Source organism: Pseudomonas putida (genome assembly GCF_026625125.1).
Taxonomy (GTDB): Bacteria; Pseudomonadota; Gammaproteobacteria; order Pseudomonadales; family Pseudomonadaceae; genus Aquipseudomonas; species Aquipseudomonas putida_X.
Genome location: NZ_CP113097.1, coordinates 2,444,370 through 2,460,335 on the forward strand (window position 1 = coordinate 2,444,370; position 15,966 = coordinate 2,460,335).

The window sequence follows — 15,966 nt, forward strand, 5'->3', positions numbered from 1 at the left end:
GATGAAACACAACAATAACGTCGTTTCCCTGTTCACTGCCCTGAGTGCCTCGCTGCTGCTCGCTCACGGCGCTTTTGCCGCGGTGCCCCCCGAGCAGGCGGCAACGCTCAAGACCACCCTGACGCCACTGGGCGGGGAGCGTGCCGGCAACGCCGACGGCAGCATCCCGGCCTGGACCGGCGGCTACACCCAAGTCGACAGCGCTTACCAGGACGGCGGCAAGCGGAGTGACCCGTTCGCCGCTGAAAAGCCGCTGCTGACCATCACGGCGCAGAACATGACGCAGTACGCTGACAAGCTGACCCCAGGCATCCAGGCGATGCTGAAGAAGTACCCCGACAGCTACCGGCTGGAGGTCTACCCGACCCACCGCAGCGCCGCCGCACCGCAATCGGTGTACGACGCAACCTTCGCCAATGCCACCAGCGGCAAGCTGGTGGACGGCCCTGCCGGCGCCATGCCCGAAGGCGCCTCCGGGGGTATTCCGTTCCCGATCCCGGCCAATGGCGTGGAAGCCATGTGGAACCACTTGCTGCGCTGGCGCGGGGCTTCATGGCACGCCAGTTTCAACCAGTACCTGACCACTGCCGACGGCAAGCACGTGCTGACCAACGATTCGCGCGCCGATCTGCAGATGCCCTGGTATCTGCCTGGGGGCAGTGGTGACAAGGGTGTGTTCTTCTCGATCCGCATGACCAACGATGGGCCGCCGCTGCGGGCGGGCGAGGCCATCACCGGCCTTGAAAACCTCAATGCCGACAAAGCCGCGGTGTGGACCTACCTGCCCGGGCAGCGCCGGGTCCGCCGTCTGCCCAATGCCTGCTGCGACACACCGACCCCAGCCACCGCAGGGGTGATGAGTTTCGATGAGCTGTACGTGTTCAACGGCCGCCTGGACCGCTTTGACTGGAAGCTGGTGGGCAAGAAAGAGATGTACATCCCCTACAACGCCAACAAGGTGTTCACCGCCGCCAACGCTGAAGCGCTGCTCGACCCGCACCACCTCAAACCACAAGCCATCCGCTGGGAACTGCACCGGGTGTGGGTGGTGGAGGCGACGCTCAAGCAGGGCCAGCGCCACGTGATGCCCAAGAGCACCTACTACCTGGACGAAGACACCTGGGCAGCCGTGCTGGGCGAGCGATACGACGCGCGCAACCAGTTGGCCAAGGTGGTCTGGACCTCCCCGGTGGTACTGCCTGACCTGCCAGGCGTGGTGACCCTGACCAACGGCTTCTACGACCTGTTGTCCGGCGCATGGTTCGCTGGCGACCTGTTTGCCGGCAAGCAGGAGCAGTACCGCATCGTGCCGCCCTACAAGGACTCGGTGTTCACCGCCGATGCCATGGCGGGTGAGGGCGTGCGCTGAGCAGGCGCATTGCACCTGGGCCGTATCGACTACAAGAACAAAAGGTTGCGTGCGATGAACAAGATGCTCCAGGGCTGGCTGCTGGCCGCCTGTTGCACGCTGCCTCCGGCCTACGCCGGCGGCAGTGTGGATGTGCTCTCGCAGCCCGCAGTGCATGGCCCCCAGGCCTTGCGAGCGGTGCTGCAGGATGTGGCCCGTGCCGGCGCGCGCCTGGTGGCGGTGGGCGAACGTGGCGTGGTGCTGCTTTCGGACGACAATGGCAAGGCCTGGCGCCAGGCCACGACCGTGCCAGTGAGCGTCAGCCTGACCGCGGTGCAGTTCGTCGATGCGCGCAACGGCTGGGCGGTTGGCCACGCTGGCGTCGTGCTGCGCAGCGAGGACGGTGGCGAGCACTGGGCCTTGCAGCTCGATGGCAAGCGCGCCGCGGCCCTGGAGTTACAGGCAGCCGAGGCCTCTGCGGATCAGCGCCGCCTGGCCGCCGCACAGCGGCTGCTGGCCGACGGCGCCGACAAGCCCCTGCTGGCGCTGAGCTTCGCCGATGCGCAGCACGGCCTGGTGGTGGGTGCCTACGGGCTGGCCATGATCACGGCCGACGGCGGGCGTAGTTGGCAGTCCGCCATGGGCCTGCTGCCCAACCGCCGCGGCCTGCACCTGTATGCCCTGGCCCGCCAGGGCGCTGACCTGTACGTCGCCGGCGAGCAGGGCCTGTTGCTGCGTTCGCGTGATGGCGGCGCTCACTTCGAGGCTTTGCAAGGCCCTTATGAGGGCAGCTACTTCGCTGCCAGCGTGCTGCCCAACGGACGGCTGCTGGTCGGCGGGTTGCGCGGTTCGTTGTTCGCCTCCGATGACGGCGGTGCAAGTTTCCAGGCGCTGGTCAACCCGATTGCTGCTTCGCTCAACGCCATCCGCGTCGCCGGTGATCAGGTATTGCTGGCCAACCAGGCCGGGATGTTGCTGCACAGCAGCCTGAGCGACTTTGCCGCGCACCCTGTGCCGGTCTCCGATGGCCTGCCACTGACTGCCGCCACCACTGCCGCCGACGGTGCCATCGTCGCCGTCGGCATGGCCGGTGCACGCCGCCTGGCGCCTTCTTCTTCCTCTTTCACGAAGGACTGAGCCATGCATGCCATGAATCTGCCGGCGCCTTGCAGCGGCCGTCTCGATGACTTCGACAACATGTCCGGGTCGCTGCTGGAACGTGCACTGTTCAACCATCGGGCGTTGGTCCTGCTGCTGTGCCTGGCCGCTACCTTGCTGCTTGGCTGGCAGGCCACGCGCCTGACGCTCAACGCCAGCTTCGAGAAGACGATTGCCCGCGACCATCCATTCGTCCACAACTACCTGGAACACCGCCAGGAACTTGCCGGGCTGGGCAACGCAGTGCGCATCGCCGTGGCCAACCCCAGTGGCAGCATCTACGACAAGGATTACCTGCACAGCCTGCAGCAACTCAACGACGCGGTGTACCTGCTGCCGGGCGTCGACCGTGCGGCGATGAAGTCGCTTTGGACCCCCTCCACCCGCTGGGCCGGGGTGACCGAGGAGGGCCTGGAAGGCGGCCCTGTGATCCCCGACGGCTACGACGGCGGCCCCGCGAGCCTCGAGGCGCTCAAGCGCAACGTCGAACGTTCCAACGAGATCGGCCAGTTGGTGGCCTTCGACCAGCGTTCGAGCATCGTCTACGTGCCGCTGCTGGAAACGACACCGGACGGCAAGGCGCTCGACTACAACGCCTTCGCCAGCGAACTGGAAAGCCTGCGTGAACGCTTCCAGCAGCAGGGCGTGCAGATTCACATCACCGGCTTCGCCAAGGTCGTCGGCGACCTGATCGATGGCTTGGAGCAGATCCTGCTGTTCTTCGCCGCAGCCATCGCCATCACCGCTGTGGTGCTCTACTGGTACACCCGGTGTGCGCGCAGCACGGCGCTGGTGGTGACCTGCTCACTGGTGGCAGTGGTCTGGCAAATGGGCCTGCTGCCGCTGCTGGGGTACGAACTGGACCCGTACTCGGTGCTGGTGCCGTTTCTGGTGTTCGCCATCGGCATGAGCCATGGCGCACAGAAGATGAACGGCATCATGCAGGACATCGGCCGCGGCATGCACCGCTTGGTGGCGGCGCGCTTCACCTTCCGCCGGCTGTTCCTGGCCGGGCTCACTGCACTGCTGTGCGATGCGGTGGGCTTCGCGGTGCTGATGATCATCCGTATCCAGGTGATCCAGGACCTTGCCGTCATCGCCAGCCTCGGCGTGGCGGTGCTGATCTTCACCAACCTGATCCTGCTGCCGGTGCTGCTTTCCTATGTCGGGGTCAGCGCCCGAGGTGCGCGCCGTAGCCTGCGCGCCGAACAGGCGCAGGCGAGCGGGGCGCAGAAGCACGCGATGTGGCGCCTGTTGGACCGCTTCACCCGCCGCCGCTGGGCTGCGTGGTGCATTGCACTGGCGCTACTGATGGCCGCGGGCGGTTTCGCCGTGAGCCTGCACCTGAAAGTGGGAGACCTGGATGCTGGCGCCCCCGAGCTGCGTGCCGATTCGCGTTACAACCGCGACAACGCGTTCATCACTGAGCACTACGGTGCCAGCAGTGACGTGTTTGCGGTGATGGTGCGCACGCCCGCTGGCGGTTGTTCGGCCTACGATACCCTCAAGCGCGTGGACGACCTCGACTGGCAGTTGCGTGGCCTGCCGGGCGTAGACTCGACCAACTCATTGGCGCTGCTCAACCGCCGGGTACTGGTTGGCCTCTCTGAGGGCAGCCCGAAATGGTACGAGCTGGTGAACAACCAGGCGACCCTGAACATGGTCACCGCCAACGCCCCGCGCGGCCTGTACAACGATGACTGCAGCCTGCTCACACTCTACGCCTACCTCACCGACCACAAGGCCGACACCCTGGCGCGGGTGGTGGACAGCGTCCAGGCCTTTGCCCAGGGCAACGACAGCGAGCAGGCTACCTTCCTGCTCGCTGCCGGGAGCGCCGGCATCGAGGCTGCCACCAACCAGGTGGTGAAACAGGCCAACCGCGACATGCTCTGGTGGGTGTACGGGGCCGTCACCCTGCTTTGCCTGGTGACCTTCCGCTCCTGGCGTGCGGTGCTTTGTGCGGTGTTGCCGCTGGTGCTCACCTCGATCCTGTGTGAGGCGTTGATGGTGGCGTTGGGCATCGGCGTGAAGGTGGCGACGTTGCCGGTGATCGCGCTCGGCGTCGGCATCGGTGTGGACTACGCGCTGTATGTGATGAGCATCGTGCTGGCGCAGCTGCGACAAGGGGCGAGCCTTTCCCAGGCGTATTACCGCGCGCTGCTGTTCACCGGCAAGGTGGTGATGCTGACGGGCGTGACCCTGGCCATCGCGGTGGGTACCTGGATCTTCTCGCCGATCAAGTTCCAGGCGGACATGGGCGTGCTGCTGGCCTTCATGTTTGTGTGGAACATGGTCGGGGCGCTGGTCCTGCTGCCGGCACTGGCCTACTTCCTGCTGCCGCAAGGCCAGGTGCGTTCGCCGGTGTTGCCCGCTCATGAGCCTTTGTCGCAACAGCGCCAACCCGGTGCTGAATTGACCCCGCGCGGCGCGCGACTGCATTCGCTGGAGGAGGTGAGCCATGGCCGCTGAACGTACGTCCGGCAGGGCGCAGGCGCTGTTATTGCTGTTCGGCAGCTGCCTGCCGGTGCTGGGGGCCGTGCTGATCGCCCCTGTGCTGCCACGCATGCAGCTGCATTTCAGCGCAGCGCCCGGCGTGGCGGTGCTGGTACCGATTGTGCTGACCTTGCCCGCACTGGTGATTGCCCTGGCGGCACCTTGGGCCGGCATGCTGGCGGACCGTGTCGGCCGGCGGGCCTTGCTGCTGGCCAGCATGCTGCTTTACAGCGTCTGCGGGGTGCTGCCGCTGTGGCTGGACTCCCTTGGCCTGATTATCGCCAGCCGCGCCGGCATCGGCCTGGCCGAAGCCGGCATCATGACCTGCTGCACCACACTGATGGGGGACTACTTCGAGGGCCAACGCCGGGAGCGGCTGTTTGCCCTGCAAATGGTGGCCACGTCGCTGTCAGCCGCCTTGTTCATGGGCCTGGGCGGAGCACTGGGTGAAAACGGTTGGCGTACGCCGTTCGCGCTGTATGCCGTAGGCGTGCTGTGCCTGCCGCTGATGGCCTGGCTGTTATGGGAACCGCAGGCCCGCCGTGTCGAGCCTCGACATGGCGGGGCTTCACGCTTCCCCTGGGCCGCCCTGGCGCCGATCTACCTGCTGACAGGCCTGGCGGGTGTGAGCCTGTTCATCGTTCCGGTGCAAGTCGGCTACCTGCTGCAACTGCTGCATGTGGATGCACCGCAGCAGGTGGGCCTGACCATGGGCGCCAACCAACTCGGCGTGCTGGCCGGGGCACTGGCCTTCCGCTTGCTGGCCAGCCAGCCAGCGGGGCGTCTGCTGGCGCTGGGGTTTGCCACGGCGGGGCTTGGCGGTGGCCTGATGGCGCTTTCCACCAGCCACGCAGTGGTGGTGGTGGCCGTGCTGATCAATGGCCTGGGCGTTGGCCTGCTGCTGCCCTGCCTCATCAGCCAGGTCATGCAGCACGTCGGTTTCGACCAGCGCGGCCGGGCCACGGGCGGGTTCACCGCCGCGATCTTCGCCGGTGAATTCATCAGCCCGCTGCTGGTACTCGCGCTGACTGGCGGCGCGGCGCCGCAGCTGCCGCAGGCGTTGCTGCTGGTTGCGCTCAGCCAACTGGTCCTGGCGCCGCTGTGCCTGCTGTTGTTGCGGCGCGCCCGTGGCGCGGGCGCAGTGGGTGCACTGTGAACGATCAGCTTTGCAACACAGGCCCAGGTGCCGGCCCTGGCACTGGCCACTGTAATTGACAGGAGACAACATGCAGTCACTTCCAACCTTCAAACGCGTCGTCACCGGCCACGATCCTCAGGGCCAGGCGGTGGTGGCCAGTTGTGGCCCCACGGCACATGACTTCGCGCTCAAAGCGGTGCCAGGCACGGTGTTCTATGAAGTGTGGAACAGTGCCGGCAGCCCCGCGCTGCTGGACAATGGCGACGACCCGACCGCCCGGCCCCTGCAATTGAGCCCCGCCCCATCGGGCAGTGTGATCCGCGTGGTGGATATCCCGCCGGACAGCCTGCAGAACCAGGTCAGCGCTGAGCAGGCAGCGGCTGCCTTCGCCGAGATCGACGAAGCGCATGCCGGCACGGGTAACGCCGATTCAAAGCACAAGCTGATGCACCGCACAGAGACCCTGGATTACGGGATCGTCACTGAAGGTGAGGTGTGGCTGGTGCTGGACGGCGACGAGGTACACCTCAAGCGCGGTGACATCGTCGTGCAGCGCGGCACCAACCACGCCTGGAGCAACCGCACCGAGCAGATGGCGCGCATGGTATTCATCCTGCTCGACGGCCGTTACGCCGAGCAGCTCAAGGAGGTGCTGCCATGAAGCTGGCCACACTCAATGACGGTAGCCGCGATGGCCGCCTGCTGGTGGTTGCCCGCGACCTGCAGCGGGCGGTCCAGGCCAGCCCCATCGCCGCTACGTTGCAGGCTGCCCTGGACAACTGGGCGCAGGTCGAGGGCGGCCTGCAGCAGTTGTATGCGCAGCTCAACGCCGACCAGGCCGCGGGTGCGTTCGACCTTGACCTGGCACAGCTCGCCGCGCCGCTGCCCCAGGCCAGGCAGTGGCTGGACGCTTCATCGTTCCTCAGCCACGGCGAGCTGATGCAGAAAGCCTTCAACCTGGACCCCATCGAGGGTGTGGAGCACATTCCGCTGATCTACCAAGGGGCCAGCGACGACTTTTTGGGGCCGCGGGCGGACATTCCCTTGCCCAGCGAGGCCCACGGCATCGATTTCGAGGGCGAGTTCGCGGTGCTGGTCGATGACGTGCCCATGGGCTGCCCGCCGGAACGCGCCTTGCAGCATGTGCGGCTGGTACTGCAACTGAATGACGTCAGCTTGCGCGCCCTGGCGCCCAGGGAGATGAAGACCGGCTTCGGCTTTGTCCAGGCCAAGCCCGCCACCAGCTTCGCTCCGGTGGCGGTGACCCCGGACGAACTCGGCGGCGCCTGGTGCGACGGCCGCGTGCACCTGCCGCTGCACGTGGCGTGGAACGGCGAATGGTTCGGCCACCCACATGGCGGGGCCATGCATTTCGGCTTCCACCAACTGATCGCTCATGCGGCGCTGACCCGGCGCCTTAGCGCGGGTAGCTTGATCGGCTCGGGTACCGTGTCCAACGCGGACCGTTCTGTAGGGTCGGCGTGCATCGCGGAGCGCCGTGCCATTGAAACCATCGCCCACGGTGCACCGCGCACGGCCTTCATGCGCTTTGGCGACCGCGTGCGCATGGAAGCCCGGAGTCGTGCAGGCGAGGTGCTGTTCGGTGCCATCGACCAGCGTGTGGTGCCGGGAGGTTGGCAATGCGCGTAATGGTCACCGGGGCCAACGGCTTTGTCGGGCGCCAACTGGTAATGCGCCTGCTGGAGGCCGGCGAGATACGTGGGCGGCCCATCGAGGCGTTACTGATACTGGACCGGCAACTGGAGGGGCTGCCCGACGATGCGCGGTTACGCCGCCATTACGGCAGTGTCACCGACCCTGCCTTGTTGCGCCGGGCGCTGGCCGATGGTGTGGATGTGGTGTTCCACCTGGCCAGCCTGCCCGGGGGCGCCGCCGAGGCGCAGTACGAGCTGGGTTACCAGGTCAACCTGCAGGGCAGCCTGGAGCTGCTCGACCAGTTGCGCAACCCAAGGCGACCGCCCGTGCTGGTGTACGCCAGCAGTGTCGCGGTGTACGGCGGCGATCTGCCCTTGCGCATGGATGAAGACCAGCCCTGTTCGCCGCAACTGTCCTACGCGGCCCACAAACGCATGGTGGAAATCGCACTGCAGGACCTCGCGCGTCGCGGCGAGGTGGATGGCCGCGCGCTGCGCCTGCCCGGCATCGTCGCCCGGCCGCGCGAGCCGAACGGCCTTCGCTCGGCGTTCATGAGTGACTTGCTGCACGCCTATGCAGCCGGTGAGGCCTACACATGCCCGGTTTCCCCTCAAGCCAGCGCCTGGTGGATGTCGGCCCGCTGCTGCGTGGACAACCTGCTGCATGCCGCCGAACTGCAAGCCCCGGGTGACCGTCGTGTCTGGCAGCTACCGGTGCTGCAGCTGACGATCGCCCAGGTGCTTGCCGGGCTGCAGGCCAGCCTGGGCGAAGAGAACCGCGCCTGCATCAGCTTCGAGCCCGAGCCACAGCTCGAAGCGCTGTTCGGCCGTTATCCGGCCTTGCGTACAACCCAAGCTCGCAAGCTGGGTTTCTGCCATGACGGCTCAGTGCTTGGCCTGCTGCGCAACGCCCTTGATCTGCCACCGCGCCGCGGCACTGCGGCAACCCGTAAAGGAATCTGTGCATGAATGTGAACAAGCGTCGCCTGCTGGACCTTTCCGTCACCCTGGACAACAACCCCTACACCGACCCACCGCCTTTGCTGCCAAAGATCGACTACATGGACCACCAGCAGGGCTGGCCGGAAATGGCCGCGATGTTCCCGGGCCTGCGCAAGGAAGACCTGCCCGGTGATGAGTCGTGGGCAGCTGAACGGTTGCAGATCACGACCCACAGCGGCACGCACATGGACGCGCCCTGGCATTATGCGTCCACCACCAATGGCGGTGAGCGGGCCTTCGGCATCGATGAGCTGCCGTTGGAGTGGTGCTTGCAGCCGGGTGTGAAGCTGGATTTTCGCCACCTGCCCGATGGGCACGTGGTGACGGCGACGCAGGTGGAAGCCGAACTTACCCGCATCGGCCATCAACTGCAGCCGCTGGACATCGTGCTGGTCAATACCCGCGCAGGCAGCCTGTTTGGCCAGCCGGGCTACCTGGAAGCCGGGGTGGGCATGGGCCGCGAAGCGACGCTTTACCTGTTGGAGCGGGGGGTAAGGGTGGTCGGCACCGATGCCTGGAGCTGGGATGCGCCGTTCAAGTACACCCGTGAACGTTTCAGTGCCACAGGCGATGCATCGATTATCTGGGAAGGCCACAAGGCCGGCCGTGACATCGGCTATGGGCAGATGGAGAAACTGGCCAACCTGGATCAGCTCCCGGCCTACGGTTTCATGGTCAGTTGTTTCCCCTACAAGATCCGCCAGGCGTCCGCGGGGTTCGTCCGGGCAGTGGCCATCTTCGATTAGCGCGACGTTGTCAGCCGCCGTGCTGGCCGCCCATCCCGGCGCAGCGATGGCCAGGTGAACTTTATCAGGCCTCCAGGCTTCCTCTGTTACAGCAGCTGCCCCCGTGGGGCAGCCAGTGCTGTATCACGCCAAAGGTTCAGGAGGGGCAATGAAGACGCACACCACGCAAGCGCCTGAGAAAGCAGGCCAGGGCAAGGGCCAAGGGGAAGTCGAGCGGGACAATGATGCCCATCGGCCAGACGGGTCAGGCGGTACGGCGCATGATTCCACCGCGCAACGAACCGCGCGAGACAAGGGGCCGCACTCGTCCGACCACGCCGACAGCCAGGATGACCTGGGTTTCGACCCGGACTCACCGGACTTGGACGACCCGCAGGTCGATCCCCAAGGGCCGGCCAAGCCCCCCAGGGATGTGGAGAAAAAGGCACCCTGATCGAGGCCGTGAGCGCGGAGGTTCTGGACGCTGTTCAGCGCACCCGCTCAAGGCTTTGCACCGATAGCTGCAGGGCTTTTTGCATGTCCAGCCGCGCCGAACGCCCCACGTCCTGGTCGTGCAATTGAAAGTTGCGCTCCGAAGGCAGGATTGGCGCGGTGAGGTCTTCGGCGTCCTCTCGTTCGAAGTCGTTGTTGCCGCCGATGGTCATGGCGCTGCGGCGCAGCAGCATGCGTAGCTGCTCGGGCTGCAACTGCGGGTTGATCGACAGCATTGCCGCCACCAGGCCTGTGACCATCGGGGTTGCATAGGACGTGCCGCAATGCACCGCGCCGGGTTGGCCTGCCTGTGGGGTAGAGGCGTGGGCGCAGGCTGCGGCGGTGATGTCGACGCGCATGTCTACGTTCGAGGTGCTGCGCTTGACGGCATAGTTTGGCGACTCGACGGGGACTGACGCCTGCCCGCTACGTTGATGGCCACCCACCACCAGCAGTTGTTCGGTGATGAAGGAGGAGGGCAGGCGGTATTCATCGGTGCCCGAGAACGAGGCGCCGTTGCCGGCCGAGTTGACCACGACCACGTCCGGATGGGCCTTGCGCAGCCAGAGAAAGAACTCTTCGAGCAGCTCTTCATAGCCGCTCATGGCAATCCCGGAGCGCAGCAGTGAGTCCACTTCGTCGCCTTGCACGTTGCGCGCCCCGACGCGGTGAATGCCCCAACTCCAGTTGAGTACGCGCACGCCGTCCTCGACCAGGTTCACCGATGCGGCAATGTTGGCGGTGATGCCGGCATCGGAGTTGCGCTCGACGATCACCTCGAAGCCACCTGCCGCCTTGTCCAGCCCCTTCAGGAAGCCGGTATTACCCCCGTCATCCCAGGCGGCGGCGAGAATGCCGGCCACGGTCGTGCCGTGGTTGTCCGGCTTGCTGGCATCCTGGGCATAGACGCAGGTGCGGCGCCCCTCGCAGGCGCCCAGGTAGTCGGCGAAGTCTGCGCTGTCGAAGTCGACGTTGCGTTCGATCACGCCGACCCGGATGGGGGTGGGCAGCACCGGTGCCTGGCGGCCCGGGATGCGCCGCTGGTAGTAGTGCACCGCATCGAGAAAGCGGTTGGCAGCCCACTCGTCCGAGTCTTGCGCAGGCTTGCGGGTACCCGGCGCCTCGCGGGCGGCGTGCTCTGCCTCTTCAGCCGCTGATTCCTCCACCACCACCGCATCCACGCTGGTTTCACCACCCAGGCGCAATACCAGCGCGTCGCGCTGCACCAGGTCCCGGGCGGGCAGGCGCAGCTGATAAAGGTTCAGCGCAGCGATGCTGCCAACCACCTTGGCCCCGTATTTGCGCGCCAAGCGTTCGGCCTCCTGGCGGCCGTCGTGGTCCTCTTCGATCAACACGCTGACCAGGTCGACATAGGTGGTCAGGCCATCCATGTTCTTGGCCACCTCCTTGGGCCCTGCGGCCAGCACATGGTTGTTGCGCAGGGTAAGCCAGGCGGCGTTGCTGGCACGCGGGCCGTCCTGCAACCACAGCGGGCCGCTTCGCACCGCCGTGCTGTCCAGTTGCAGGCGCAGGGTGTCACCCTGGCGCTGGATACGCGCCGGAGCCACTGCGTTGCCGTTGAGCAGCAGCTGCGGCGTGGCCTGGCCAAGCCCCTGCACGCGCAGGCACCAGGTTTGCTGCTGGCTGTCCATCAAGTCGCCGCAGCGTTTGAGCTGTTGCAGGCGTAACGGCTGCTCGGCGAGCGCGGGGGTACTGGCCGCCAGCGTCAGCGCCAGGGCAAGGGCAATGCGTGGATGGCCCATGGCTTACTCCATGGCCTCGGCCACACCCTGATCCTCACCCAGGAAGCCACCGCTCTGGTGCTGCCACAGCCGGGCATAGGTGCCGTTCCTGGCGAGCAGTTCGCTGTGGGTTCCCTGTTCGATGATGCGCCCCTGGTCCATGACGATGAGCCGGTCCATGGCGGCGATCGTCGACAGTCGGTGGGCGATGGCGATGACCGTCTTGCCCTGCATCATTTCATTGAGGCTTTCCTGGATGGCGACCTCGACTTCCGAATCCAGCGCGCTGGTGGCTTCATCGAGCAGCAGGATCGGGGCGTTCTTGAGCATGACCCGGGCGATGGCGATGCGTTGACGCTGGCCACCCGAAAGCTTGATGCCGCGTTCACCCACCAAGGTGTCGTAGCCGCTGTGGCCTTGCCGGTCGCTGAGCTGCTCGATGAATGCATCGGCCTGGGCGTTGGCTGCGGCGTGGCGGATCTGTTGCTCGGTCGCATCGGGGCGACCGTAGGCGATGTTGTCGCGGATGGAGCGGTGCAGCAGGGAGGTGTCCTGGGTGACCATGCCGATGGCGCTGCGCAGGCTGTCCTGGGTAACTTTGGCGATGTTCTGCCCATCGATGCGAATTTCGCCGCTGTCCACGTCGTAAAAGCGCAGCAGCAGGTTGATCAGCGTGGATTTACCCGCACCGGAGCGCCCCACCAGGCCGACTTTTTCGCCTGGGCGAATGTGCAGCGTCAGGCCATCGAGCACCTGGCGTTCGCCGTTGTAGTTGAAGCTGACGTTGTCGAAGTCCACCGCCCCGCCCGTGGTCTTGAGCACCCCGGCGTTCGGCGCATCCTGCACTTTCGGGCCGCGCGTGAGGGTCTCCATGCCATCCTGCACGGTGCCGATGTTCTCGAACAGCGAGGTCATCTGCCACATGATCCAGTGCGACATGCCGTTGACCCGCAGTGCCATGGCGGTGATCGCGGCAACCGCGCCAGTGCCGACTTCGCCCTGGTGCCAGAGCCACAGGGCGTAGCCACCCGCGCCAGCGATCAGGCCGACCACCAGCGCCTGGTTGACGATCTCGAACTGGCTGACCAGGCGCATCTGGCGAAAGCCGGTGAGCTTGAAGTCTTCCATTGCCGCCCGCGCGAAATGCGCTTCACGCTTGGAGTGCGAGTGATGTTGGTGTAGGCGTCCGACACTCGCCCGGTCATCGAGGAACGCGCGTGGGCCTGCTCCTGCCCCACCTGGCCCAGGCGCGGCACGAAGTACAGCAGGGCCAGCCCGAACAACGCGACCCAGGCAATGAACGGCAGCATCAGTTTCAGGTCGAAGCCGCCGGCCAGGGCGATGATCGCGATGAAATACACGCCGATGCCCGGGGCGATCTCGATGACGGTGAACAGCACTTCGCGCACCGCCAGCGCCGTCTGCATCACTTTGGTGGTAACCCGGCCAGAAAACTCGTCAGAGAAGAACGACAGGCTTTGGCGCAGCATCAGCCGGTGGAAGTCCCACCGCAGTCGCAGTGGCAGGTTGATCGCCAGTACCTGATGCTGAACCATCGTGCGCAGCGCCACCAGGCCGATGCTGGTCAGCAATACGATGGCGATACCCCACAACACCCGGGTTTCCTGCCCATCGGCAGCGCCACCTGCCTGCCAGGCCGACAGCAGGTCGACGACCTGCCCCAGAAAGGAAAACAGCCAGGCTTCGTAGATCGACACACCGGCGCTGAGCACCGCCAGGGCCAGCACATAGCCGCGCGCGCCCCGCGTGCAGGCCCACAGGAAGCGCAGCAGGCCAACCGGGGGTGGGGGCGCCTCGTCGGGTGGGAAAGGGTCGAGCCGTTGTTCAAACGCGCGCAGCATAAAGTCTCCGAATGGGTCAGGTGTCGCTCACTTGCGACAGGGGCCTGGCTACGTGTTCAAGTGGCTGTCGCTCTGCCGCCACGCCCCACAGCGCCTGGGCCAGTGCCGCGATGATCATCAACGCCGCGCCGATCAGGTAGCCGTACAGGACATTCAGGCGCTCGCCGGTCTCGATCAGCGCGCCGAACAAGGTCGGGCCGATCAAGCCACCAAGCCCCGTGCCAAAGGCATAGAATACGGCAATCGCCAGCGCACGGATCTCCAGCGGGAAGGTTTCAGCCACGGTCAGGTAGGCCGAACTGGCGGCTGCCGAGGCAAAAAAGAAAATCACCATCCAGGCGATGGTCTGCTCGGTCACATCGATCAGTTGCTGCTGGAACAGGTAACCGCTGACCGCCAGCAACAGGCCGGAAAGCAGGTACGTGGAGCTGATCATGATGCGCCGCCCGACCACGTCGAACAGCCGGCCCAGCAGCAACGGCCCGCAGAAATTGCCCAGGGCGAACGGCAGTATGTACCAGCCCACCTGGGCAGACGGCACGTCGTAGAAGTCGGTCAGCACCAAGGCATAGGTGAAGAAGATCGCGTTGTAGAAAAAGGCCTGGGCGGTCAGCAGCGTCAGCCCCACCAGTGCCCGCCGCCGGTGCACCCTGAACAGGCTGTGGAACACCTCGCGCAGTGGCGTATGGTCGCGCGCGCGCAGCCGCAGGGCAGGGGTTTGCAGCGGGGGAATGGCGATGCCGCGCTGGTGGTAATGGCGTTCGATGCTGGCGACGATGCGTTCGGCCTCTTCAGGCTGGTTGTGAATCATCAACCAGCGTGGGCTTTCGGGTATCCACAGGCGCATCAGCAGGATCAGCAAACCCAGCGCGGCGCCGATGCCGAAACACAGGCGCCAGCCCAGTTCGCCGCCAAGCACCGCCGGGTCGAGCAGGATCACTGCGCCCACCGCGCCCAGTGCGGCACCGAGCCAGAACGTACCATTGATGGTCAGGTCGACCCAGCCGCGATAGCGCGCCGGGGTGAATTCCTGGATGGTCGAATTGATGGCGGTGTACTCACCGCCGATGCCGGCCCCGGTGAGAAAGCGAAACAGCAGAAAACTCCACAGGTCCCAGGCGAAGGCCGTGGCCGCTGTTGCGCCGATGTACAGCAACAGCGTAATGAAAAACAGCTTGCGCCGCCCCAGGCGGTCGGTGAGCCAGCCGAACAGCAATGCACCCAATACGGCACCGGCGATGTAGGCCGCCCCTGCCAGGCCGATCTGGGTATTGGTCATTGCCAGGGCCGGGCTGGCCTTGAGCGCGCCCGCCACCGAACCGGCCAAGGTCACTTCAAGGCCATCGAGCAGCCAGGTGATGCCCAGCGCCATGACCAGCAGGGTATGAAAGCGCGTCCACGGCAGCCGGTCGAGCCGGGCCGGTATGTCGGTGCTGTAGAAGCGCTCCTGCGCACAGGCGCCGGCGGGTGGTTGCAGGGCGTGGGTCGTCATGGCGCGTCCTGTCGGCTGGCGGGTGGGCAGCTCCGTTATCGCCGGTTTTTGGCTTCGACCTCAGCCAGGCGCCGCTTGATGGCCTCGGTCTGCGCCTGTTGTTCCTTGATCGACGTCGGCGTGATCACTTTGTCCACGGCTTCGGTGTCGGGGTCCGGCCGCTCCAGCACAGGGTCGGGCGATGGCTCGCCTTGTTGGGCGTGCTCCGAGGATATCGGGCGAGGGACTTTATCCGCGCTGTCGCCGTTGTTGCGATCGGTGTGCTTCATGGCTTGCTCCCGCGTGAAGGTATGTCTTTCAAAAGAGCCCATGGGCACGAAAAAGTTTGATTGGCTTCGCTTTGTGCAGGCAACCGAGGCACTGCGGCGTATCAGGCTGAACATCCGCCAGCAAGCCTCGTCCAAACGGATGACGGGCCTTCCCCGCCCAACCCCACCTAGCAAACTGCCGCAGGAGTGAATGCCATGCCACGTGGAGACAAAGCCAAATACACCGAAAAGCAGAAACGCAAGGCTGAGCATATAGAAGAAAGCTACGAGCATAAGGGGGTCTCCAAGGATGAGGCCGAGGCGCGTGCTTGGGCTACCGTCAACAAGCAGTCTGGGGGTGACGAGAAAGCTGGCGGCTCAGGCAAGAAGACCACGCCCGGCGAAAAAAGCACCGCGCGTTCCGACTCTGCCAGGCGTGCCGCCAAAACCCGTCAGGGCCATGCCCGCACATCAGGCGCTTCCCTGGAGACCCAGACCAAGGAAAGCCTGATGAAAGAGGCCCGCAGCAAGGACATCAAGGGGCGCTCCAGCATGACCAAGGCACAATTGGTCGAAGCGCTGCGCGGGCTGGGTCGATAGGGGCTGGA

The 15,966-nt window shown here is 65.6% G+C and carries 12 protein-coding genes and 2 pseudogenes; 10 read left to right on the plus strand and 4 right to left on the minus strand.

Translation table 11 applies throughout. The features are described from left to right. The first annotated feature begins 1 nt into the window (after position 1). From OSW16_RS11260 to OSW16_RS11300, 9 genes and pseudogenes are all read left to right on the plus strand, one after another. Positions 2 to 1,369, plus strand: coding sequence for a DUF1329 domain-containing protein (locus tag OSW16_RS11260; protein ID WP_267823109.1), 1,368 nt, complete (start codon positions 2 to 4; stop codon positions 1,367 to 1,369). A gap of 54 nt (positions 1,370 to 1,423) precedes the next feature. After that, complete coding sequence (locus OSW16_RS11265) at positions 1,424 to 2,485, plus strand: WD40/YVTN/BNR-like repeat-containing protein (protein ID WP_267823111.1); 1,062 nt, start codon at positions 1,424 to 1,426, stop codon at positions 2,483 to 2,485. 3 nt (positions 2,486 to 2,488) lie between these two features. Then, a complete protein-coding gene (locus tag OSW16_RS11270) occupies positions 2,489 to 4,978 on the plus strand; it encodes an efflux RND transporter permease subunit (protein ID WP_267823113.1) in 2,490 nt (829 codons plus the stop codon). Next, a complete protein-coding gene (locus OSW16_RS11275) occupies positions 4,968 to 6,158 on the plus strand; it encodes an MFS transporter (RefSeq protein ID WP_267823115.1) in 1,191 nt (396 codons plus the stop codon). The genes OSW16_RS11270 and OSW16_RS11275 overlap by 11 nt, the downstream gene beginning before the upstream one ends. A gap of 70 nt (positions 6,159 to 6,228) precedes the next feature. After that, a complete protein-coding gene (locus tag OSW16_RS11280) occupies positions 6,229 to 6,801 on the plus strand; it encodes a cupin domain-containing protein (RefSeq protein WP_267823117.1) in 573 nt (190 codons plus the stop codon). After that, on the plus strand, positions 6,798 to 7,790 hold the full coding sequence (locus OSW16_RS11285; protein WP_267823119.1) for a fumarylacetoacetate hydrolase family protein: 993 nt from the start codon (positions 6,798 to 6,800) through the stop codon (positions 7,788 to 7,790). The genes OSW16_RS11280 and OSW16_RS11285 overlap by 4 nt, the downstream gene beginning before the upstream one ends. Next, complete coding sequence (locus OSW16_RS11290; RefSeq protein WP_267823121.1) at positions 7,781 to 8,764, plus strand: NAD-dependent epimerase/dehydratase family protein; 984 nt, start codon at positions 7,781 to 7,783, stop codon at positions 8,762 to 8,764. The genes OSW16_RS11285 and OSW16_RS11290 overlap by 10 nt, the downstream gene beginning before the upstream one ends. After that, a complete protein-coding gene (locus OSW16_RS11295; protein WP_267823123.1) occupies positions 8,761 to 9,543 on the plus strand; it encodes a cyclase family protein in 783 nt (260 codons plus the stop codon). The genes OSW16_RS11290 and OSW16_RS11295 overlap by 4 nt, the downstream gene beginning before the upstream one ends. A gap of 286 nt (positions 9,544 to 9,829) precedes the next feature. Further along, a pseudogene (locus OSW16_RS11300) lies at positions 9,830 to 9,976 on the plus strand (DUF6021 family protein); the annotation flags it as partial. Positions 9,977 to 10,010: 34 nt separating this feature from the next. Here OSW16_RS11300 and OSW16_RS11305 read toward each other — a convergent pair. The 4 genes and pseudogenes from OSW16_RS11305 to OSW16_RS11320 form a co-directional block, all read right to left on the minus strand. Then, positions 10,011 to 11,777 (minus strand): S8/S53 family peptidase, encoded by a 1,767-nt coding sequence (locus OSW16_RS11305; RefSeq protein WP_267823125.1) that lies wholly within the window; start codon positions 11,775 to 11,777, stop codon positions 10,011 to 10,013. Positions 11,778 to 11,780: 3 nt separating this feature from the next. Then, a pseudogene (locus OSW16_RS11310) lies at positions 11,781 to 13,618 on the minus strand (ABC transporter ATP-binding protein). 16 nt (positions 13,619 to 13,634) lie between these two features. Beyond that, positions 13,635 to 15,110 (minus strand): MFS transporter, encoded by a 1,476-nt coding sequence (locus tag OSW16_RS11315; protein ID WP_267823127.1) that lies wholly within the window; start codon positions 15,108 to 15,110, stop codon positions 13,635 to 13,637. Positions 15,111 to 15,145: 35 nt separating this feature from the next. Next, complete coding sequence (locus tag OSW16_RS11320; RefSeq protein ID WP_267823129.1) at positions 15,146 to 15,379, minus strand: hypothetical protein; 234 nt, start codon at positions 15,377 to 15,379, stop codon at positions 15,146 to 15,148. A 195-nt stretch (positions 15,380 to 15,574) separates the two neighbouring features. Here OSW16_RS11320 and OSW16_RS11325 point away from each other — a divergent pair, with 195 nt between their 5' ends. Then, positions 15,575 to 15,958 (plus strand): termination factor Rho, encoded by a 384-nt coding sequence (locus OSW16_RS11325; RefSeq protein WP_267823131.1) that lies wholly within the window; start codon positions 15,575 to 15,577, stop codon positions 15,956 to 15,958. Positions 15,959 to 15,966 lie beyond the last annotated feature (8 nt).